The 21,146-nt window shown below is 42.3% G+C and carries 28 protein-coding genes and 1 riboswitch; of the genes, 6 read left to right on the top strand and 22 right to left on the bottom strand.

Annotated elements, in window-relative coordinates:
• Positions 1 to 4: 4 nt before the first annotated feature.
• Entirely contained in the window at positions 5 to 577 is a 573-nt protein-coding gene (locus ACP8HG_RS17405; RefSeq protein ID WP_399630078.1) for a glycerol-3-phosphate acyltransferase, read from the bottom strand.
• Between the two features lie 154 nt (positions 578 to 731).
• Here ACP8HG_RS17405 and ACP8HG_RS17400 point away from each other — a divergent pair, with 154 nt between their 5' ends.
• The gene (locus ACP8HG_RS17400; RefSeq protein WP_187046351.1) at positions 732 to 1,391 is read left to right on the top strand and encodes a phosphatase PAP2 family protein; all 660 of its coding nucleotides are present in this window, start codon (positions 732 to 734) and stop codon (positions 1,389 to 1,391) included.
• Between the two features lie 95 nt (positions 1,392 to 1,486).
• Here the strand turns inward: ACP8HG_RS17400 and ACP8HG_RS17395 are convergent, their stop codons facing one another.
• Both ACP8HG_RS17395 and ACP8HG_RS17390 read right to left on the bottom strand, forming a co-directional pair.
• Positions 1,487 to 1,639, bottom strand: a complete 153-nt coding sequence (locus tag ACP8HG_RS17395) for a hypothetical protein (RefSeq protein WP_438297358.1) — start codon at positions 1,637 to 1,639, stop codon at positions 1,487 to 1,489.
• A gap of 42 nt (positions 1,640 to 1,681) precedes the next feature.
• Positions 1,682 to 2,179 (bottom strand): hypothetical protein, encoded by a 498-nt coding sequence (locus ACP8HG_RS17390; protein WP_438297356.1) that lies wholly within the window; start codon positions 2,177 to 2,179, stop codon positions 1,682 to 1,684.
• Between the two features lie 113 nt (positions 2,180 to 2,292).
• Here ACP8HG_RS17390 and ACP8HG_RS17385 point away from each other — a divergent pair, with 113 nt between their 5' ends.
• Positions 2,293 to 2,622 carry an MGMT family protein gene (locus ACP8HG_RS17385; protein WP_340741184.1) on the top strand — a complete coding sequence of 110 codons (330 nt, stop codon included), beginning with the start codon at positions 2,293 to 2,295 and terminating at the stop codon, positions 2,620 to 2,622.
• 189 nt (positions 2,623 to 2,811) lie between these two features.
• Positions 2,812 to 3,198: a large conductance mechanosensitive channel protein MscL gene (gene mscL, locus ACP8HG_RS17380; RefSeq protein ID WP_340741183.1), complete on the top strand. Its 387-nt coding sequence runs from the start codon at positions 2,812 to 2,814 to the stop codon at positions 3,196 to 3,198.
• Between the two features lie 1,167 nt (positions 3,199 to 4,365).
• Here the strand turns inward: mscL and ACP8HG_RS17375 are convergent.
• The 7 genes from ACP8HG_RS17375 to ACP8HG_RS17345 form a co-directional block, all read right to left on the bottom strand.
• Entirely contained in the window at positions 4,366 to 5,316 is a 951-nt protein-coding gene (locus tag ACP8HG_RS17375) for an ABC transporter permease (RefSeq protein ID WP_231885752.1), read from the bottom strand.
• The gene (locus tag ACP8HG_RS17370; RefSeq protein ID WP_438297353.1) at positions 5,285 to 6,208 is read right to left on the bottom strand and encodes an ABC transporter ATP-binding protein; all 924 of its coding nucleotides are present in this window, start codon (positions 6,206 to 6,208) and stop codon (positions 5,285 to 5,287) included. Before ACP8HG_RS17370 ends, ACP8HG_RS17375 begins: the two co-directional genes overlap by 32 nt.
• A gap of 1 nt (position 6,209) precedes the next feature.
• Positions 6,210 to 6,908, bottom strand: a complete 699-nt coding sequence (locus ACP8HG_RS17365) for an ABC transporter ATP-binding protein (RefSeq protein ID WP_187046346.1) — start codon at positions 6,906 to 6,908, stop codon at positions 6,210 to 6,212.
• Positions 6,901 to 7,269, bottom strand: coding sequence for a GntR family transcriptional regulator (locus ACP8HG_RS17360; protein WP_187047744.1), 369 nt, complete (start codon positions 7,267 to 7,269; stop codon positions 6,901 to 6,903). The genes ACP8HG_RS17365 and ACP8HG_RS17360 overlap by 8 nt, the downstream gene beginning before the upstream one ends.
• Before the next feature lie 2 nt (positions 7,270 to 7,271).
• A complete protein-coding gene (locus tag ACP8HG_RS17355) occupies positions 7,272 to 8,042 on the bottom strand; it encodes a hypothetical protein (protein ID WP_438297350.1) in 771 nt (256 codons plus the stop codon).
• 5 nt (positions 8,043 to 8,047) lie between these two features.
• Positions 8,048 to 8,830, bottom strand: a complete 783-nt coding sequence (locus tag ACP8HG_RS17350) for a hypothetical protein (RefSeq protein ID WP_187046344.1) — start codon at positions 8,828 to 8,830, stop codon at positions 8,048 to 8,050.
• Positions 8,831 to 8,965: 135 nt separating this feature from the next.
• Positions 8,966 to 9,700, bottom strand: a complete 735-nt coding sequence (locus ACP8HG_RS17345; RefSeq protein WP_342539368.1) for a sulfite exporter TauE/SafE family protein — start codon at positions 9,698 to 9,700, stop codon at positions 8,966 to 8,968.
• A 172-nt stretch (positions 9,701 to 9,872) separates the two neighbouring features.
• Here ACP8HG_RS17345 and ACP8HG_RS17340 point away from each other — a divergent pair, with 172 nt between their 5' ends.
• Positions 9,873 to 10,241, top strand: coding sequence for a VOC family protein (locus tag ACP8HG_RS17340; RefSeq protein WP_438297348.1), 369 nt, complete (start codon positions 9,873 to 9,875; stop codon positions 10,239 to 10,241).
• Between the two features lie 214 nt (positions 10,242 to 10,455).
• Here ACP8HG_RS17340 and ACP8HG_RS17335 read toward each other — a convergent pair whose 3' ends face one another.
• The 3 genes from ACP8HG_RS17335 to ACP8HG_RS17325 all read right to left on the bottom strand — a co-directional run bounded on the left by ACP8HG_RS17335 (position 10,456) and on the right by ACP8HG_RS17325 (position 12,034).
• Positions 10,456 to 10,692: a hypothetical protein gene (locus ACP8HG_RS17335; RefSeq protein WP_438297346.1), complete on the bottom strand. Its 237-nt coding sequence runs from the start codon at positions 10,690 to 10,692 to the stop codon at positions 10,456 to 10,458.
• 51 nt (positions 10,693 to 10,743) lie between these two features.
• Positions 10,744 to 10,980, bottom strand: coding sequence for a hypothetical protein (locus ACP8HG_RS17330; protein ID WP_438297344.1), 237 nt, complete (start codon positions 10,978 to 10,980; stop codon positions 10,744 to 10,746).
• A gap of 103 nt (positions 10,981 to 11,083) precedes the next feature.
• Positions 11,084 to 12,034 (bottom strand): hypothetical protein, encoded by a 951-nt coding sequence (locus ACP8HG_RS17325; RefSeq protein WP_438297342.1) that lies wholly within the window; start codon positions 12,032 to 12,034, stop codon positions 11,084 to 11,086.
• Positions 12,035 to 12,224: 190 nt separating this feature from the next.
• On the opposite strand from ACP8HG_RS17325, the gene ACP8HG_RS17320 reads away from it, so the two are divergent.
• Positions 12,225 to 12,704: an immunoglobulin-like domain-containing protein gene (locus ACP8HG_RS17320; RefSeq protein WP_438297340.1), complete on the top strand. Its 480-nt coding sequence runs from the start codon at positions 12,225 to 12,227 to the stop codon at positions 12,702 to 12,704.
• A 47-nt stretch (positions 12,705 to 12,751) separates the two neighbouring features.
• Here the strand turns inward: ACP8HG_RS17320 and ACP8HG_RS17315 are convergent, their stop codons facing one another.
• The 3 genes from ACP8HG_RS17315 to ACP8HG_RS17305 form a co-directional block, all read right to left on the bottom strand.
• Positions 12,752 to 13,864 carry a 5-methyltetrahydropteroyltriglutamate--homocysteine S-methyltransferase gene (locus ACP8HG_RS17315; protein WP_438297338.1) on the bottom strand — a complete coding sequence of 371 codons (1,113 nt, stop codon included), beginning with the start codon at positions 13,862 to 13,864 and terminating at the stop codon, positions 12,752 to 12,754.
• A gap of 162 nt (positions 13,865 to 14,026) precedes the next feature.
• A complete protein-coding gene (locus ACP8HG_RS17310; protein WP_438297336.1) occupies positions 14,027 to 14,764 on the bottom strand; it encodes a cyclase family protein in 738 nt (245 codons plus the stop codon).
• A gap of 227 nt (positions 14,765 to 14,991) precedes the next feature.
• A riboswitch (SAM riboswitch) is annotated at positions 14,992 to 15,106 on the bottom strand.
• 196 nt (positions 15,107 to 15,302) lie between these two features.
• Positions 15,303 to 15,779, bottom strand: coding sequence for an acyl-CoA thioesterase (locus ACP8HG_RS17305; protein WP_067204320.1), 477 nt, complete (start codon positions 15,777 to 15,779; stop codon positions 15,303 to 15,305).
• Positions 15,780 to 15,882: 103 nt separating this feature from the next.
• Here ACP8HG_RS17305 and ACP8HG_RS17300 point away from each other — a divergent pair, with 103 nt between their 5' ends.
• Positions 15,883 to 16,275, top strand: a complete 393-nt coding sequence (locus ACP8HG_RS17300; RefSeq protein WP_438297334.1) for a hypothetical protein — start codon at positions 15,883 to 15,885, stop codon at positions 16,273 to 16,275.
• Between the two features lie 47 nt (positions 16,276 to 16,322).
• On the opposite strand, the gene ACP8HG_RS17295 is transcribed toward ACP8HG_RS17300, so the two are convergent.
• The 6 genes from ACP8HG_RS17295 to ACP8HG_RS17270 all read right to left on the bottom strand — a co-directional run bounded on the left by ACP8HG_RS17295 (position 16,323) and on the right by ACP8HG_RS17270 (position 21,143).
• Positions 16,323 to 17,054 carry an urease accessory protein UreD gene (locus tag ACP8HG_RS17295; RefSeq protein WP_438297332.1) on the bottom strand — a complete coding sequence of 244 codons (732 nt, stop codon included), beginning with the start codon at positions 17,052 to 17,054 and terminating at the stop codon, positions 16,323 to 16,325.
• A gap of 67 nt (positions 17,055 to 17,121) precedes the next feature.
• Entirely contained in the window at positions 17,122 to 17,751 is a 630-nt protein-coding gene (gene ureG / locus ACP8HG_RS17290) for an urease accessory protein UreG (RefSeq protein WP_067204312.1), read from the bottom strand.
• A 23-nt stretch (positions 17,752 to 17,774) separates the two neighbouring features.
• Entirely contained in the window at positions 17,775 to 18,515 is a 741-nt protein-coding gene (locus tag ACP8HG_RS17285) for an urease accessory protein UreF (protein WP_231885750.1), read from the bottom strand.
• Positions 18,457 to 18,960, bottom strand: coding sequence for an urease accessory protein UreE (locus ACP8HG_RS17280; RefSeq protein WP_067204309.1), 504 nt, complete (start codon positions 18,958 to 18,960; stop codon positions 18,457 to 18,459). Before ACP8HG_RS17280 ends, ACP8HG_RS17285 begins: the two co-directional genes overlap by 59 nt.
• Before the next feature lie 102 nt (positions 18,961 to 19,062).
• Positions 19,063 to 20,778 carry an urease subunit alpha gene (ureC, locus tag ACP8HG_RS17275; RefSeq protein ID WP_187046337.1) on the bottom strand — a complete coding sequence of 572 codons (1,716 nt, stop codon included), beginning with the start codon at positions 20,776 to 20,778 and terminating at the stop codon, positions 19,063 to 19,065.
• Positions 20,775 to 21,143: an urease subunit beta gene (locus tag ACP8HG_RS17270; protein ID WP_187046336.1), complete on the bottom strand. Its 369-nt coding sequence runs from the start codon at positions 21,141 to 21,143 to the stop codon at positions 20,775 to 20,777. Before ACP8HG_RS17270 ends, ureC begins: the two co-directional genes overlap by 4 nt.
• Positions 21,144 to 21,146: the final 3 nt, after the last annotated feature.

Genomic DNA, 21,146 nt, shown 5'->3' with positions numbered 1-21,146 from the left:
TCTATCAACCCTTTTCTGGCATAAGTTTCTGCTTCAAGTCAGCTCGATGTGTAAATAAAAGAAGTAGCGATAATAAGCAGGCTGCAATGAATACAGGAATTCCATATGAAAATGCTAGTACTAAAATCGGCATCAATAGGACAGCAGTTAGTCCGGCTAATGTGAAGCTTTTTAGGAACGGATAGAATACGAAGAATAAGCCCACAAACACAGCAAACAGTAGTGGATTGAATGCAAGCATACCGCCTATGAAAGTGGATACTCCCATCCCGCCACGAAACTTCAAGAATAGTGGATACACATGTCCCAAAGTCACAGCGAATAGCGCACAAAGTTCTACGACCACTCCGAATCCAAGCCACTTGGCAACGAAAATAGCCAGTGCCCCCTTCAATGCGTCTCCGATGAATGTCGCAACGAATGCTTTTTTGCCAAGCACCCTCCCGGCATTACGCGCTCCAGGATTTCCGCTTCCTTCTATTCGTATATTCTTCTTAAAAAAGAAATTACTAATAATCGAGCCTGTCAGCACATTTCCCAATATGTACGAGCCAACTACTAAAAGTATGAGTGTCATAATCGATCCTTTATGGTAAATGATAGGTTCTTTCTAGTGTAGCATCTTTCTTGAACTTTTATAAAAACTTTTCAACTTGTCCGTCTTGATTATTCTTTGTCGTTTTCACTTAGAAGTAGTATACAATTATAGTTAATTGAAAGGAGTGCATTCAGTGCGGGAACTATCATTTCGTCTTCTAGTAGCATTTGTTCTTTGCATCTTCTTCGGTATAGCTTTTGGATATATCGCTGCCGCTGTCGGGAATGAATCGATTGTACATTTCGATACTGCTGTTATTGGATTTGTCCAAGGACTGGAAGCACCATGGCTGACATCTATTATGAAAGTGTTTACGTGGATTGGTTCAGGTTACGTCGTTGCTCCAATTGCCTTGATCGGATTTATCGTATTATACTTTGTACTGCGCTATCGTCATCAGGCGTTTCTACTGATTGCTGTGATTGCCGGAACCGTCTTGTTAAACAGCGCGCTCAAAATTTATTTCAAGCGAGAACGACCGGAAATTCATCGCATTATGGATGCAAACGGCTTTAGCTTTCCGAGTGGTCATTCGATGATGGCATTCGCTCTTTACGCAATTATTGCGTATATCGCTTGGCGTAATGTAAAAACAACAACGAGCCGTGTTGTTCTTGTTCTATTCACTGCCGTTATGATCATCATGATCGGCACAAGTCGTATTTACCTTGGTGTCCACTATCCAAGCGATATTGTTGGAGGATACGCAGTAAGTGCACTTTGGGTAACGATTGCCATTTCAGCGTACGCGTATTTTCAGAACAAACTTAAGAAGACCGTTTCACGTCGATGAATGACGTGAAGCTGTCTATTTAAGCTGCACGACTAGTCAGTTAAAGAGACTGGCCTTTTTTAATTCATTTCCTGGGAAATCCCCACAAGGTAGTACTATGCTCCAAAACCACCAACGCCAACTATGACAATCAGCAATGCATCGCCTATAATAATTAGCGAAATAATTCCCATTCCAATATATTTTAAGGAACCAATTTCTTTTGATTTAATTGCTTTAATACCTACTATAAAACTCGCTATCCCCATAAAAATCGTATTAAACTCCGATTAGGAAAGCTTTACTACAATCTATCCAAAATACCTGGTTTTTTCTTCCTCTGAAAGTATTTTTGGCGTAAGCCCTCCAAGTTCAATGTACTCTGTGTGTCCATTTATTTTTATAATGAAAACATTACTGGTTTTCGTAGGCGATATCGAGTCGGCCCAGATATTTTTAGTCGAATAATAATCTTTTATTTCCTGCGCGATAGATAAAGGGATTGACGCGTTAGCAATAGCGACCGAGTTATCTTCAATAGACTGTAACGCCTGCGCTTTCGGGTCATTCTGGTCATGAATCTTTTGCAATAAATCAATAACCTCCCCGAAACCGATGATTAGAATCCCGTAAATAGAATATGTGAAAATGGGATACAGAAAACTGCCTATCCCGATTCCATTCGAAAATACCCCACCGAACGTCATGATAAATACAAATCCCTGAATAATGCCCCATGCAATCACAGCCAGTCCGACAACTTTTAACGCGAACCCAATACCTGTGCGCTTTGCGAATAATTCGCCCATACAAGTCAATCCCTTCCATTTTCGAACTCTTCTATGTAACTATACGTACGTTAATGGAATTAGTTTCATTCGGATTTTGGTACAATGAAAATAACGCGAGGAGGCTGTTGTTTATGAATTTATTCACAGAACGTGTCATCAGAATCATCCAAGGTATACCTGCTGGCCATGTCATGACGTACGGCCAAGTTGCAGCTGCAGCTGGAAGTCCACGCGGTGCTAGACAAGTCGTGCGGGTATTGCATTCAATGAGTAAAAAATATGAGTTACCTTGGCATCGGATCATCAATGTGCAAGGCGGTATTTCAGCTCCCGCCAATGCGGAAAGCAAAGGGTATGACCAACGGGGATTACTCGAGATGGAAGGAATTAAATTTAATGAGGATGGAAAGGTAGATTTAACTGTATATCGCTGGTTTCCTCTTGACGGCGAGGAGGGTTAAAGAGGGATTGGTACATTCTCAGCATCCCTTTTTGTAAATCTGTAATCGATATGATAGGATGTGTTAGGGAACTTTCGTTTATCTATATTAAAGTTCTATGGAACTAACTTATACTGTTTCCATAGAGGGTATTAACGTTTTACCGCTTACCCGTGTTATGAAATTATGAATAGATAGGGAATGAAAAATATGCTAAAAGACTTTAAAGAATTCGCACTCAGAGGAAACGTATTCGACCTCGCCATTGCGGTTGTAATTGGTGCTGCATTCGGTAAAATTGTATCCTCACTCGTTGAAAATATTATCACTCCGCTTATAGGAGTAATTTCTGGTGGTATTGACTTTTCAGGTATGCATCAGAAAATCGGAGAAGCAGATGTTACATACGGCGTTTTCCTCCAATCGATTTTCGATTTTCTCATCGTCGCATTTGTAATTTTTATGGTAATTCGTCTGATGGCGAAGTTTAAACGTAAGGAAGAACCTCTAGTTGAAGAAGCAGTACCTGAAGTGGACCCTAAAGAAGCGCTACTCATAGAAATCCGCGACTTGCTGAAAGAAGGAAAAACACTTTAAGATTTATTTTGAAAAAGGACAACCCCGACGTTGGGATTGTCCTTTTTTGATTATAGTGAGAGATAGTGTTCTACGATTCCAATTATCAAAAGCCAAAAAATCTTCCTCCAAACAACAGATTGTCAGGCATTTGATCGGTTTGAGGTTATTTATGATCGGTTGGCAGATGGATATGCTCGGTTGGAGCCGGATATGATCGATTTGATAAATTTATGATTGGTCTAGCAATAGATATGATCGGCGGGAGCTGGATATGATCGGTTTGATAAATATATGATTGGTCTAGCAACGGATATGCTCGGTTGGAGTCGGATATGATTGATTGGCTAAATATATGATTGGTTTAGCAATGGATATGATCGATTGGCTAAATATATGATTAGTCTAGCAATAGATATGATCGGTTAGAGCCAGATATGATTGATTGGCTAAATATATGATTGGTCTAGCAATAGATATGATCGGCGGGAGCTGGATATGATCGGTTTGATAAATTTATGATTGGTCTAGCAATGAATATGATCGATTTGCTAAAGATATGATCGGTTAGAGCCAGATATGATTGATTGGCTAAATTTATGATTGGTCTAGCAATGGATATGCTCGGCGGGAGCAGGATATGATCGATTTGCTAAATTTATGATTGGTCTAGCAATGGATATGATCGGCGGGAGCAGGATATGATCGGTTTGATAAATTTATGATTGGTTTAGCAATAGATATGATCGGCGGGAGCAGGATATGATCGGTTTGATAAATATATGATTGGTCTAGCAATGGATATGCTCGGTTGGAGTCAGATATGATCGATTGGTTAAATACATGATTGGTTTAGCATGGATATAATCGGTAGGCGACGCTTATGCTCGGTCAAGGTAGATAATATAATCACTCACCAAGCAGGAACAGATTTAATCCAACAACCAATCCGCCACAATTGGCAACACTACGCCCTAGATAACATTGCCTGTCAATCTCAGTGGTGGTACAATGGAAACAGGATTTATTGTCTAAAAGGAGTGATAGTCAATGTGGTTCATATACATCATGTTCGCACTGTTTGCATTCGTACTCGTTGGTAATATCGCAGGTCTAATTCGTACATTCAGCAGTCATAAATAAGTACATGAAAAAAGCCCTCCATTATCGGAGGGCTTTTTTTGCATGTTACGCGGTTATATCGCGTTTGATGAATGTTGTATAACTGATAATGAGGAAGATCACGATATAAACTGCAAGAACGGCGAGTGAAAACGACATCGTAATGCCTTCTACAATCCGAAAGTCCGTTTCATAGATTGTCAAATCCATATGCGTAAAGACAATGTATTTCACGACTTCATATTTTGCCAGCAGCATAACCAATGTCGAGCCCATAAAGTAGATGAATAATGATAGCCCGATTGCAAGTGAGCTGGAACGGAAGACGCTACCAATCATGAATGCAAACGTTGCTGTCACAAAAACATTTCCGAATGACAGGAGCAATATATAGAGCCCTTTCCCCCAAACAGATACTTCAACAACTTCTTTACCATTCCAAACAAGTTCTTGCCCTTGGCCGGATTGGAAGAAGAGATATGCGCCAAGTATAGATACAATGAACCCGATGAGCATAAGTAGAATACCGAACAAGATGACTGTCACATACTTCGACGTTAATATTTTCCATCTCTTTACAGGACGGGATAATAACATCTTAATCGTTCCTTGCGTAAATTCAGAAGCGACAATCCCCGCAGCAACAATAACCGTCAGTAAAACAGCGATGGAGCCGATACCACTTGAATTCATAATCATACTTTCCCGACTATTGCCGTTCAGCGGTTCTATTGAATTCGCAAGGCGGTATTCAAGAACTTTCTCTTTGTCTTCTAGACGTTCCCGTTCGCTGTCCACAAGTGTTGTGGTTCCAAGCTGCTCTTTTGTAATGGTCAATTCGCCTTGCACAGATGTTTTCCAATCTGGTTCATCGTAATTAGACATCGTGTCGATCCATTTCGTCAGACCTAACATTCCTAAAATCGCAACAACGAGTAGACCGGTCATAATCCAAGTTGCTTTTTTACTCCATAGTTTCATCCATTCATTTTGTATGAGCTTCAGCAATCTGGCCACCTCCAGTCATTTCTAGGAATTGATCTTCGAGCGTCTTGCGGTGTGGCTGAACTGCAAACAATTGCATCTCATGTGCCGCAATCTGCTGGATGAGCCCTGGAATTTGTGTTTTCTCTGCATTGATGATAAATCCTCCTTTGTGCGCTTCCACATTGAACCCTTCAGCTTTTAGCATACTTTCCGCTGTTTCCGCTGGGAATGCTTCAATATAATAATGCGATTCCTGTTCCTCTGTCATATCGCGAATATCAATTAGTTTGCCATTCTGAATGACCGCAATCCGGTCACACATAAGTTCAATTTCCGACAGCATATGGCTCGAAACAAAAACAGAAACACCTTCTTCTTCTGCAATCATTTTGAGATACGTCCGGAACTCGCGAATTCCCGCAGGATCCAGTCCGTTCGTCGGCTCATCGAGGATCAGAAACTTCGGACGGTGCAAAAGTGCCTGCGCAAGCCCCAGTCGTTGCCTCATCCCAAGTGAATACGTCGAGACCTTTTCATGGATACGGTTCTGCATGCCCACTTGGTTAATAACTTCTTCGATTCGTGCCTTCGTAACGCCATCGTGCATACGTGCAAAATGCAATAAGTTTTTATAGCCGGACATGAACTTATACATTTCCGGGTTTTCAACGATAACGCCGACTTTGGAAAGCCCCTCTTCAAAATCATCAGCAAGTAATTTTCCGTCGATGATGATATCTCCGCCCGTCGCCTCCATCAGTCCAACCATCATACGAATTGTCGTCGTTTTCCCCGCCCCGTTTGGACCGAGGAATCCTGTAATTTGTCCCGGATACAGTGACAAACTCAAGTTGTCGATAATTTTTTTCTTGCCAATCGTTTTCGATAAATTCTTCAATTCGACTATCGGTTTCATTTCCATGTCAACTTCCCTCCCTAAACAGTGACACCATCCATGAGGTGGCATCTTTCCCGTACGTATCGCGGATTACGTCAACCGCTTCGTGCGCGATTATTCGTCCCCCTCTTAGTACTACGATTTCATCGAGCAATGGTTCCACTTCTTTTAATTCATGCGTCGACAAAAGGACGGTTTGTCGCTCCGGATCAGTAAAACGGATAAGCCCTTTCGCGATATCATCACGCACCATCGGATCCAGGCCGGAGAACGGTTCATCTAACAAATAGTAATCAGCTTCACGCCCAAGAGTCACTGCAATTTTGACACGTCCGCGGTTCCCTTTTGACAAATTTTTTATTTTCGAATCCAGAGATAAATTCAAAAACTGCGCAATTTCTTTAGCTTTCGCCGTATTAAAATCAACGAACTGAGATTCATAAAACTCAATAAGCTGACCTACCGTAAAATACGGATAGAATAGATCCGCGTCTGGCATATAAGCAATATTGCTTGCCACTTTGCGTGTAATGCGACTTCCGCTGAACGTTGCCCTTCCCGAATCCGGCGTCACTAACCCAGAAATCAGTTTCAACAGCGTCGTTTTTCCACTACCATTCTCTCCGACAAGGCCGATGATTTTTCCTTGCGGCAAGGAAAGCGTAAGGTCTTCAAGTGCTTTCCTCCGGCCGTACTTTTTCGTTATATTCTTCAGTTCAATCATCTTTTCCACCCCGTTCTTGTAGGTGCTGCAGCATTTCAGTCGTCGTAAAACCCAGTGCTTCAACACTTTGAATGAATGACGTCACAAGCTGTTCCTTCATTTCATTACGAAGCATAGCGATCTTCAATTCATCTTCCGTCACAAAAGATCCCTGGCCCCTCTTCGTTTCGGTGATTTCCATCTGCTCCAGCTCCTTATAGACGCGTTGCATCGTATTGGCATTCACACCGGCTTCAACAGCATAATCACGAACGGATGGCAATTTCTCCCCAGGATTCAGCGTTCCACGAATAATATCGCCCGTAATCAGGTCGATGAGCTGCTGATAAATTGGTTTGTCTGGAAGAAAATCTATGCCCATCATTACAACCTCACTTTCTTTTCAAACAACATTGCTCCAGCAACGAAATAGAGTGCCGTCAACAAACCGTAGAGGATAAGACTGCCGATTGTTAAAATCGATCCGCTCGGGACAATATAATTGTTAAACATTAAGATGTCTACCGTTTTAATCGGGCCGTGCATTGGCCCCATTTCCATTACTAGTTGGAGTATTTCCGTAAACCAGACATATCCCCAACCAATGATCCATATGTTGACCAAGGCAATAATCACGATGATTGAGAACAAGCCAATATGGGAACGAAACACTTGGTATGTCGACCAGAAGAAAAAAACGATTGCCATTACATAAATAGCGTTCAACAAAATGACAACACCCACACTAAGATATAAAAACAGATCATCTACAAGAGGAACCGCCCCATCGCGTGCGTAATTGGAGATAGCTCCAATCGTCCCGCACAACAAAAGCGAACAGCCGACAGTTAGGACAATCAGTGAGAACTTTGCGTAAACAAGCTGCCGTATTGATGTCGGGGAATGAAGCCAAATGTCTAGATGCCCCATTTCCTTTCCAAGGCTATCGAAAAGTAACGATACCGCCATAATCAAATGGAGCATGAAACAAAGTGCAATCATCGGTTGAATTGAAGCGTAAAAGTCTTCCGGCAACCCATAAGCTATGCGATTTACTCCCAAGTATTGAATCACACTAGTGATTAATACAAAGATAACAAGTCTCCATTTCATTTGCGCCCATTCTTTTCGCAATAATCCTTTCCATTTTTTCATATGGTCTACAACCTCACTTTCTTCTCAAAAAGGACAGCTGCAATGATGAACATTATGAACGTGAAGAAAATATCGAATACAATTTCACCCGTGTAAAAAAAAGTTTCAGCATGCTCGAGGTAAATAAAATCCACATTAATTTTCGGATTTTTGATTTTCATTAAATCAATAGGGCCTATTAGAATTAGTTTCTCATATAGTTCGGAGAGGACAAATAAACTATATAGCCGAGAAGCAACAAGGAATATAATAATCGTAGCAACAATTGAAAATCCCTTTAAATATGGCTTCATAAGTCGGTCTATGACCCAGAAGAAAAACCCGATACTCATGAATATTATCGATACTGCAAAAATCATGACTATAAAAATACTTCCAAAGAAAAACAAATCATCAAATGTAGCCATTGTAGAGCTGAATAATACGTGTTGAACGGCAAGAACCAGTGTTGGAATTAACAATCCCACAGCACCAATAAGGGATGCAAAAAATGCTTTCGCTCCAACCAATTTAAAAATGGACGCCGTCGAATGAAACCACACATCCGGACGTTTTATTTCCCTTTCCAACATAATAAACAATGCAATAACCGGTGCTAATACACTTGCACCCGCCCAAATAAAACAGATAACAAGCACCACTTCAAAAACATGTACTTCAAGACCAAAAATGTTGGCTATTAGATGTGGAACAAACGACATTACAATAATCCCAAGCAATGCACTAACGAGTAACGGCCACTTCAACGTCACCCATTCTTTTTTCAACAATCCATTCCACTGCTTCATCAGCGTTCCCCCTCTACATGTCGGTGTATTAGTTAAATAGTACACTATATGCAAGGATGTTGTAAAGGGATTTGTTGGGATAAATTCACCCATTCAAAAAACACCTCTTCCTTTCAAGCGGATGAGGTGTTTTAGTTAAAGAAAACTATTGACGATAAGCTGGACGATCAACGCTATCGTAATAATGCGCAATAATATTTTAACGTGATCCGGATTCAACCTTTCAGCAAGTCGCACACCGATTTGTGCGCCCGATAAGGAACCGGCCATGAGTACAAAGGCAATTGGCCAAATAATCTTACCCATGGCAATATAGCTGATGGCTGCACCAAATCCACTTGAAAACGTTGCTAGACGGCCAAAGCCAATTGCCCGAATGTACGCAATTCGTAAGTGACCGAACAAATACAGAAGTAGAGTGCCTTGCCCCGGTCCAAACATCCCATCGTATATTCCAATTCCGAGTAATCCCGGAATCGCTACTTTCGTCGGCCTTAAGCTTTCTTCCCCTGAGAAGTCTACTTTGGAAAGGAATGATGTAAGAAAAGCAATGATAAGAAGAATAACCGCTATAATGTACATTGTACTTTCCGTCAAGCGTGTTGCTATAAAACCACCTGTAAATCCACCGAAAAGTGATATAGGTATAATCCAAAATGATTCTTTAAATGTAACCTGCTTTTTCAGTAGGACTGTTATAAAAGTAGAAAACGAACTAACTGTTGTTGAAATCTTCCCAGCCCCAAGGACAGAGTGAATTGGGATACCCATGAGCAACATAGCCGGGACCGTAATCAGGCCACCCCCACCTGCAAGCGTTCCAAGTGTCATCGCAGCCATTCCAATGAAAAATATAAGTATGTAATCCATTCCCCACACTTCCTTCATTTATAGTATACGATTATTTAACCAATTGGGAAAATCAATCACTTTCACTCAAGCTGATAAGGATTCCTTATGTACTAGTCTCGGAAAATGGTATTAGTGAAACAGCTGAATGGAGATTATACTGAAGGTATTACGTTCAGAGGAGTGTTGAGCAATGAGCAAGTTTCTAACAGGAATTGATCATATCCAAATTGCAGCGCCGCCCGAGTCTGAAGATAAAGCACGGAAGTTTTACGGGGAATTGCTCGGTATGGAGGAGATTCCAAAACCAGAAAACTTGAAGGGGCGCGGGGGTTGCTGGTTCCTTTGTGGCTCACAAGAAGTGCATATCGGTATTCAGCAGGATTTCATGCCTGCGAAAAAAGCGCATCCCGGTTTTACAGTGAATGCACTGGAGCAATTGAAATTACGGTTGGAAGAAGCTAATTATCCGTTTAGTGAAGAACTTCCAATCGAAGGGCGATCACGCTTTTTTACACATGATCCTTTTGGCAACCGACTTGAGTTTTTGGAATTTGAATGAAGCAATACGGAAGTTGCTCAAAATTCGTTTCATAGCGCAGCAGGATGCAAAAGCTCCGTCCTGCTGTTTCAAGAATGAGGTGGTTTTCACTTATAGTTTTAGCGGTTGCCATGACAGTTTGACGCGTTGCCCTCACAGTTTCTTCGGTTGCCATGACAGTTTGACACGTTGCCCTCACAGTTAGCGGTTGCCATGACAGTTCCACGGGTTGTCCTCACAGTTTCTTCGGTTGCCATGACAGTTTGACGCGTTGTCCTCTCAGTTTGTGCTTGCCATGACTGTTCCATGGATTGTCCTTACAGTTTCTTCGGTTGCCATGACAGTTTGACGTGTTGCCCTCACAGTTTGTGCTTGCCATGACAGTTCCATGGATTGTCCTTACAGTTTCTTCGGTTGCCATGACAGTTTGACGCATTGCCCTCACAGTTAGCGCTTGCCATGACTGTTCCATGGATTGTCCTTACAGTTTCTTCGGTTGCCATGACAGTTTGAAGCGTTGTCCTCACAGTTTGCGGTTGCCATGGCAGTTCCACGGATTGTCCTTACAGTTTCTTCGATTGCCATGACAGTTTGACGCGTTGTCCTCACAGTTTCTTCGGTTACCATGACAGTTTGACGCGTTGTCCTCACAGTTTGTACTTGCCATGACAGTTCCACGGATTGTCCTTACAGTTTCTTCGATTGCCATGACAGTTTGACGTGTTGCCCTCACAGTTTGTGCTTGCCATGACAGTTCCATGGATTGTCCTCAAAGTTTCTTCGATTGCCATGACAGTTCCATGGATTGTCCTCACAGTTTCTTCGCTTGCCATGACAGTCGTCCTAATTACCTTTGCAATCCATTACGCTTCAATAATTTCTCGCTCCTGTACATCTAGCCTCTCTAATTCATGCAGCAATTCATCACGCTTTCTCGCAAGTCGGTCTTGAACCTTGCGCACATCTTGAAGCACATCGTTCAGCTTACTTTTCGCGTCTGTAATGCGGGAATGAATCATCCAGTCTGAAAAAATATTATCGAAAAACAGATCTGTAAATGTAAAGATGTCACTTTTGTTCACCGTGAATGATTCAGTCGCGGCATTTTGGACATCCATCAGTTCCGTCTCAAAATGGCGGAGGGCACGTTGCGCGCGATGGACAAGATCATCGGAGCTATTAATTTCGGAGTATTTAAGAGCCGATACTAGCAAGCCACCGCCAAGGAACGTATCCCATACCGACAATCCTTCTGCCGCCCCAAGCTTCTCCAGCGCCGCATCGAGTGCCCGATTTGCCTTGTTACCTGCATCGCAGGCTTCGTCAATTTCACGCAGCATTGAACGCAGTCTTACTCTATCATCTGCTATTTTTTGTAACGTCCCATTCGCAATTGTGTCATTGAATCGAATCCACGTCTCTTTCTCCTTCAGAAAATCCGCCCACTCTTCCTCGATATAGTCGAAGTCTGGATTTTTAATCTCTTCACGTAATCGGACCGCTTCCGCTTCCAAGTCCGCCACTACTTTTTCTGCTTCATTATAATGGAGCTCCGCATCCGCTGCTTCTGAAATCTCCTTCTCCATTTTTTCATCCCACTTGCCTGTCCACTCACTTATCTTATTCATAAAAGAAAACTTGCCAAGCTTCACTACATCCTGTTGTTCTTTTGTCAGTTTTTCATGCAAGTTATCACGTTGTATAATTGCGTCTTTAAGTTTTACCTCCGTGCCCTCAAGACGCCTTTTCACACGGTTGTGCTCAGTACGTATCATCGTCAATCCCATTTGTCGTTCTTGTATTTCCTGTCTCATTGACTCCACCCCTTTCTCTGTTATACGAAAATAAGTGGATGAAGTTTCATTTACACATTATATTTTACCCACATGTGGATAACAATCAATGAATTTTCATGGGAATTAACTTATCCACAGCTATTTATTGCTATCAATCAAGGTTTATCCACCCTTAAAGGTATATGCTAGAAGTGGAGGTGTTTCCATCATGAATAAACTGCTGTTAATTGCAATCGTTCTTATACTCCCCCTCTCCGCCTGCGGAAAAGAACCCGCAGTTTCTACACTGCCCGATCCCGTGCCTGACCAGGAAATGTTTTCATCAGAAGAAGGTTTATCACTTGTATTGGACGAAGATTCATTCGTCGGTTCGCCATCCATCATTAAGACGCTTGTACGAAATAACAGCACATCCGATTACCAGTTGGGCGAATTTTATCATATAGAAGTAAATACAGATGGCCAGTGGTATATTATTACATATTCAGATGCCGTATTCTTAAAGAACCCGTCCTTTAAAGACTTTGGAAATGTGTTGTCAGCCGGCAGCGAAGCACGGCAGACCTTTTCGGTCGACGCGCTCGGCGTGACACTGATTCCAGGTGAATACCGTCTTGTGAAAACATTTATTTCAACAGGCGCGCCAATGCACGAATTATCCGTTGCTGTGCCATTTTCAGTGGAATAAGAAATAAACCGGAACAAAGCATATGAGCCTTGTTCCGGTTTATCAGTTTAACCCCAAACTTCCTTTGCCACGTCCACAATGAATTTCAACTTTTCCCATTGTTGCTCTTCTGTTAGCTTATTGCCGTGATGCGTTGAAGCGAATCCGCATTGCGGACTTAAGCATAGTTGTTCAAGTGGCACGTATTGTGCGGCTTCTTGAATACGCGCAATGACCGCATCCTTGTCTTCCATTTCTCCATTTTTCGAAGTAACAACACCAAGGACAACCTTCGCTCCGCCGTTTGGCACATGATCCAACGGTTTAAAGTCTCCTGAACGCTCGTCATCATATTCAAGGAAGAAGCCATCCACTTTTTCTTTTGCAAGAAGTGTGGGTGCAATCAGTGCGTAGCTTCCCTCAAACGCCCACGTCGATTGGTAATTTCCACGACATAGGTGTGTTGTTACGAAAAGATCTTCAGGTTTGTCTTCCAAAACGCCATTAATGACGCGTAGTGCCAAGTCGATTAGTTGTTCTCTTGAATAGGCTCCGTCGTTAAACGGGATATTCGGCGCAGAAAGCCCCGCAATATAGACATCATCCAACTGCAAGTAGCGTACACCAGCTTCGTAAAATGCTTTCAAAGCATCTTTGTATGCTTGAATAACATCTTTGGCAAATTCTTCAATGTCAGGGTAAATCGTTTCATCACGAATTCCGATATTAAAGAGCTGATTCGGACTTGGAATCGTTTGTTTCGCAACGGCACGGCCGCCTACGATTTCATTAAACTCAACAAAGTCTTGAATGAATGGATGATTAGGGTCAAACGAAATCTTGCCTGTGTTTCGAACGTTATATCGTTCTGTTTCAATACCATCAAATACGTAGCCAGTCTCTGGCACATACCCTTCAATTCCGTTCAAATGCTCCAAGAAGTCTAAATGCCACCACGTACGTCTAAATTCACCGTCTGTTACAAGTTCCAAGCCAACTTCGATTTGCTTATCAACCACCCGTTTAATTTCCTGTGTTTCTACTTCTCGTAATTGTTGTGCAGTAACTATGCCTTCTTTGAAGTCTTTGCGCGCTTTATGCAAATTATCTGGTCGTAGTAAACTTCCAACGTGATCCGCTCTGAATGGTGCTTTCGTTAGTGTTGTCGATTGATTTGTCATGGTATATTCCTTCTTTCTTTTTTAGAAGTAAATTACGGTTTTATTAGGTCAGGAGTGCAAATGAGCAAATCCTCTTTTTTTCTTATGGCTATTACGCGAATGAGCGGACCTTTTTTCTTTTCTTACGGCGGGAGCGCGAATGAGCGGGCCCTTTTTCTTTTCTTACGGCAGGATCGCGAATGAGCGGACTGGGAATCCCGATGCTTTTTCTGGCTTCGGAACGATGTTAAAAATGACCGCGCCTTTTGAGGGCACTTTATCTAGGTTTGTTAATAGCTCAATTTGGTAGGTATCTTGTTCAAGAACATAATATTCACCTAACAGAGCTTGGTTCTTTTGAAAATCAATGGCTGAATCCGTATCGAAAGTTTCATGACCGACAGCCTTTACTTTTCTTTCATCAAATAAAAACTTCAAAGCAGCAAGGCCCCAACCCGGTATACGGTTATTCCCATCGGCATCTTTATTGCAAAATGCCTCATTATCCGGCCAGCGTTTGCCACAATCTGTGCGTAATGCCACAAATGTACCTGCCTCAATTTGCCCGTGCTGAGCTTCAAACTTCAGAATATCTTCAACAGTTAATGTAAAATCATGGTTTGCATCAGATTCTTTCGATTTATCGATGACCACCAGCGGTAATACCAATTCTTTCAAACCCAATTCATCCAAGTATCTTGTATCACGAACGAAGTGAATTGGTGCATCAATATGTGTGCCGTACTGTCCCGCAAATTTAAAGCTCTGTGCGAAAAATCCATCATCGTGATCAAATAATGTTGTAAACTCTGCTGCATCAAATGCTGAAAAACGGGGTGAGTCAGGCCCGAAAGTATGTGTTAAATCAACCCATTCTTTCTTTTTTAATAAAGCAATTGCATTGATTAATTCATTTGACACAATAATTCTCCCTTCATTTTTTGAAGGTAACTTTAGTCTCCAGAAGTAACAAAAGCGAAGGGCGCCCGCTTAGATGCGTCAGGCATAAGATGAAGATGCGTAGCGGCGTTCTTTGCCGCAGAGCAGCTTTAACTTATGACCCAAGCATCTGGCGCCCGGAGCCTAGACGAAACAAAAAACCTCTTCTAAATTTCAAGAAGAGGTTTTGGCGAATTCGCTATTTGCTCTTCTCATCTCCAAGCAGTAAGCATTACACTTACGCTTCTGGAATTAGCACAGTACTTTTACAAGTCTGTTGCTGAGGTATCATCGGGCCAGTCCCTACACCTCTCTGGATAAGAAAGTTACGTATTTAGTTGTTAATTAGTACAATACAGTCTTCCGAATAGATTGTCAATACACAAAACATTAATTATTTAGATTATACTAGTTTTTACAATGAAACATTTTATGTGAAAAGTAGAAATGGCTTTGAAATGATACGCGGCACAACGGAAAAAAACCCACAACTTGCGTGGGCTTTTCCATAACAAATTATTTAATGTTTCATCTCACTCCGCAATTTCCGATGTTCACGGCGTGCGGGGCCTGTTTCAAATAGACTCTTTTCAGCCTCTGTTTCCGGATAAATGCCCGGCACAGGAGTAGGCTTGTTATTTTCATCCATGGCAACCATCGTTAGGAAGGATTCGGTTGTTAGTTTTGTTTCGCCCGTAAGCAGGTTCATTGAATGGACCGATACAAACACTTCCATCGATGTACGGCCTGTTGACGTGACAATTGCCTCAAGTTCAAGTACATCTCCAACACGCGCCGACGATACAAAATCGACTGAATCGATTGAAGCAGTTACAACCGCTGTTTTTGAATGTTTCATTGCCGTGATATCAGCGATTTCATCTATATACGCGAGAACTTTTCCGCCGAAAATTGTCTGCAGATGATTGGTATCTGGCGGCAGTACTAGCTTCGTCTGGATTGTTCGTGATTGGCCCATTGGTCTTTTTTCTTGCATACGACAAACTCCTTTGTAGTAGAACATATTCAATTTGTGATAAAAGGAAACTTTTCCATCAATCATTCCGTATATATAGTATACACATACTGGGGGAAGATTAATGCTGAAATTTATTGATAAATACTATGAAAAAATCACCTGGTCGATTATATTACTTGGACTTATTTTATTGTTTGTAGCAAATGACTATCTATCACTCGTATTATTTTTATATCTACTTATAAGAGCTTTAAAATCTAGGGATTCCATCCGTAAGACACTTCGGACAACGCCTCTAAGTACTATGGTTATTTATGCGATAGGTATGATTGTACTTCTTATAGCGCTGGTTTTCATCATGCTTTATTCAGGGGATTTCATAAAGAAGTATAACATTCCAGTTTTCTTGCAATACATTTACATCGCTGTTGTCCTAGTCGGTTCGATGTTTCTCTATACCTGGTTGATGGATTTTTTAATAAAAAAATGGAATAAAAAAAGGGTATCGAAGTGATGTAAAACATCAAACCCAAAGAGGACACCCCTCATTGGAGTGTCCTCTTAAACTATTTCTGCCAACAACGCGTATACACGCTTCATCTCTTCCTGCATCGTCCACTGATCAACGGCAAGCCATCTGCAATGGATTGCATTTCCTTCAAGCCTTGTCATACCAGCTTTTAAACCTTCTTCAACCCGCAATGTTTCTTGTATTGCGCGGACGTCGACATCTGCGGCTTTCGGCGATACGAGCCAGATTGAACCGATATACATTGCAGTTTCCAGTACACCGATATCACCAAGTGCCGTTTCTTTTGGTGAGAAATGCAGAGAGTCAAAAGCAATTAATTCATCCTCGACAAAAATTTTGAAATTCGTATTGAACGATTGGTAGTCAAATATCTCACCGCGCTTTTCACGTCCTGGGGCAACGATTTCACCCCATAATATGGTTGCATCGCGTGCGATTCGAAGTGTCGTGTCACCTCGGAATTTTGCATCTACAAAAGGAATAATTACTTCTGGCATCCATTCAAGGCGTGCCCCTTCTCCGAGTTCGATGTTAATGGTCTGTACACAAGTGTCTCCGGTATGCGATGGATAGATCTTTAAAGCGGACTGCTGAACCAACCTTACGCTACTATCTGGAGCAAGCTTCACTGTAATGTCATTTCGATCCCCGGCGACCATGCCTCCAGAGGACTCCATTATGTAGACAGTCGCTGTCGGGTTTTTCCCTTCGTACAGTTCACGACTCGCCTTCAATGGAGGCTGTTGGAAAACATGAGGCATCCGTGTGTAGCCTCTTCTTGGCTCAAATTCCAAGTCAAGTTTTCCGTGGTGGATGGCGCGAGACGGCTTAAGCATTTGAACCAGCGGATCCCGCACCTTCTAATAGCATATTGTGCTTGATCCAAGCAACGACTTGGTCAACATTTTTCTGTGTTCTTACATCTGTAAAAATGTATGGACGTCCGTTACGCATTTTTTTTGCGTCGCTATCCATTAGTTCAAGATCAACGCCAACGTATGGAGCAAGATCCGTTTTATTGATCAATAAAAGATCAGAACGCGTCAAAGCAGGTCCGCCTTTTCTCGGAATATCCTGACCTTCTGCAACGTCGATAACATAAATATAGCCGTCGACAAGCTCTGGGCTAAATGTAGCGGACAAGTTGTCTCCGCCGCTTTCCACGAAAATAATATCGAGGTCTTCAAAACGACTTTTCAGTTCATCAATTGCTGCGAAGTTCATAGAAGCATCTTCGCGGATAGCCGTATGTGGGCAACCTCCCGTTTCAACACCTAAAATGCGATCCGCTTCAAGTACACCGCTATTTATTAAAAATTGAGCGTCTTCACGCGTGTAAATATCGTTCGTAATGACCGCTACATTATATTCTTTGTGCATCGCACGTGTAAGTTGGTCGACGAGCGATGTTTTGCCCGATCCAACTGGTCCACCTATGCCAATACGTACTGGTTTCATTTATAAAAACTCCTTTCAATCCATCATGAAATAAATAATCTTGAGAACAAATACTCATGCTTCATAGAAGCAAGTTCAATACCTAACGCGTTATTACTAATATCGGCTTCTGTCAACGTAGCAACTAATTTAGCCGCTTCCGTCACATGTCCAATCAATTCATACGTTACTTGGACGCCAGTTGTTTGACCGAACGGCACAGCACGGACCGCATTTTGGACGAGTCCGTTAAGCGATGCAAACAAATACGTCATGACCGCATGATGCGCACTGACGCCTGTCGTCGCACTGTAAATACCATAAAGAATGGCGTAATGACCTTTAATCTCTTTTGCATCAATACGGGCTTTCCAGTCCGCAAGGAAATCATCTGTTCCGAGTGGAGACACAGTTTTAATAAACTGTCTTCCTAGTTTCACACTTGCCTCACGTGATTCCTTCGCAAGTTTGATTGCCCCGCATAATTGCTCCAAATAGAGAAGTCGCTCGATATCCTGTTCCTGAGCCGCAGCATACGCTTCTTGAATTAAAATCGCATCCCCACGCACCAGGTTTTGAAAAAGAAACGACGTACAATAAGCGACCAAATCCTCTTTCGTCCGGATCACATCTTCCTGAATATACGTCTCCATGCCATACGTCTGCGTAAAGGACCCAATCGGAAACGCGGAATCATGAATTTGAATTAATCGTAAAAGGGCAAGATCAGTGAGAGTGTCCTCGGTATTTGAATGGTTGTTTGAATCGTCTTTCAGTTGTTTCATATGCGACACCCACTTCATCTAGCAATTTATTCAACGTATGATCTGCACGCACGATGACTTCGTTTTCCTCGATTAATGCCGGTGTATGGCGGTTTCCAAGTTCGAAAGCCGTTTTACCCATTTCCGTCATGTTTTTCGGGCTAATCACGATAACCGGCTCCATTTTTGTGCGAACGGCAATACGACGTGAGTCATCCTCGAATAAGATATCGCCATATTGTAACGGCTGGTGTTCATGATGATGATGATCGTCGTGGTCATGATGTTCGTGGTCCTCATGGTGCTCTTGTTGTTCAAGTGACAACGCGACATCTGTACCTTGATCTGTTTCTTTGCGTAGAATGCGTTTACTCAATTCTTCCCAGTCAAGTTCAATCCACTCTGTCTGTTTACCAGCAATTTCTTCTTCCGTTCCAATGTTACCAATGACTTTAGTTATAAGCATTTGGCATCCTCCTTTATCGGCATGTTCAATAGGATGAGGCCGAAATGGCTGTAAAATATCTTTTCAACCATTTCGAGCTTTCCCCTTCATTATTTTTAGTAATTAAAACAGGAAGTAACGTTGTGCCATCGGGAGAACGCTTACTGGTTCACACGTAGCAAGTACACCGTCAATTTTCACTTCATATGTTTCTGGATTGACGTCAATTTCTGGTGTTTCACTGTTATGTTTCATGTCTGCTTTACCAATGTTACGGCAGTTTTTAACAGTACCAATCATTTTCTTAAGACCCAATTTTTCAGGTAGGCCTTCTTCTACTGCAATTTTAGGAAGGAACGTCATTGCCGCGTGTTGTGGTGCTTGACCGTGGAAACCAAACATACGGCGTCCCATCATCGGTTGCGGAGTTGGAATAGACGCGTTTGGATCACCAGTCATTGCGTAAACAGCAATTCCGCCTTTAATAACAACTTCTGCTTTCACACCGAAAAACGCAGGCTCCCAAAGGACAATATCCGCCAGTTTCCCTTCTTCGAGTGAACCGACTTCATGGCTGATTCCGTGTGCAATCGCTGGGTTAATATTTAGTTTTGAAATATAACGTTTTACACGGAAGTTATCATTGTCTTTTCCTTCGTCTTGCGGAAGTGGACCGCGTTGCATTTTCATTTTGTTTGCTGTTTGGAACGTACGCATTGTAACTTCACCTACACGTCCCATCGCTTGTGAATCGGATGACATAATACTAAGAATACCTAGATCTTGCATAATGTCTTCTGCAGCGATTGTTTCAGGACGAATACGTGAATCTGCGAATGCTACATCTTCAGGTACATCGTGTTTCAAATGGTGACATACCATAAGCATATCTAAATGTTCATCGATTGTATTTGTCGTAAATGGTTTTGTCGGATTCGTCGATGCCGGCAAAATATTTGGGTATGCAGCCAATTTCAGTTGGTCTGGCGCGTGTCCGCCGCCTGCTCCTTCTGTATGGAAAATATGGATAACACGCCCGTCAATTGCCTCAATCGTATTTTCAACAAATCCAGCTTCATTGAGCGTATCGGAGTGAAGCGCGACTTGGATATCGAATTCATCTGCAACGATAAGACTCTGATTAAGAGCATCTGGAGTCGCACCCCAGTCTTCATGAATTTTCATACCGATTGCACCTGCACGGACTTGTTCAATAATTGGTTCCGTTGTAGATGCGCTCCCTTTTCCAAGTAACCCAACGTTGATTGGTAAATCTTCAACTGCTTGTAACATTCTATGAAGATGCCACTCGCCCGCCGTCAAACTCGTCGCTTTCGAACCTGCGGCCGGGCCTGTCCCACCACCGATGAATGTAGTCGTACCTGCGTTAAGTGCAGTTTCGACTTGCTGAGGACTAATGAAGTGAATATGCGTGTCGACAGCACCCGCAGTTGCAATCAATCCTTCACCCGCATACACTTCTGTTCCCACGCCGATGATCATATCCTGATCTACACCATCCATCGAAAGCGGATTTCCTGCTTTTCCGACTCCGATGATACGGCCATCTTTAATACCAATATCTGCTTTCACAATACCTGTATGGTCAATAATCATAACGTTGGTAATGACTGTGTCGAGAACACCTTCAGCGCGAACATTTTTACCATTTTGGCCCATCGATACGCGAAGTGATTTTCCTCCACCGAAAACACCTTCATCACCGTATGATGTATAATCTTTTTCAATTTCAATCCAAAGATCCGTGTCAGCAAGACGCACTTTATCGCCTACTGTCGGTCCGAACATTTTCGCATATTGTTCGTGTGTTACTTTCATTTATCCTCGGCTCCTTTAAATCCTGCTTCTGCTGCTCTATCTAAAATTTCGTCCTTATTATGCGTCGAACCTTCCGTCAAATTATTCAGTCCGAACACGTGACGTTTTCCGCCGAACTCAACTAATTCAACTTCCTTCTCTTCGCCGGGTTCAAAACGCACAGCGGTACCAGATGGGATATTTAAATGCATTCCAACTGCCTGTTCACGGTCAAATTCAAGAAATTTATTAACCTCAATGAAATGGAAATGAGATCCGACTTGTATCGGACGATCGCCAGTGTTTGCAACGCGTACCGCTTTCACGGGGCGTCCGGCATTTATTTCAATCAAGCCTTCAGCTGTTCTAATTTCTCCTGGAATCATTGT

Source organism: Sporosarcina sp. FA15, assembly GCF_051550195.1.
Lineage (GTDB): Bacteria > Bacillota > Bacilli > Bacillales_A > Planococcaceae > Sporosarcina > Sporosarcina psychrophila.
This window is presented reverse-complemented; position numbering and strand designations above follow the sequence as displayed.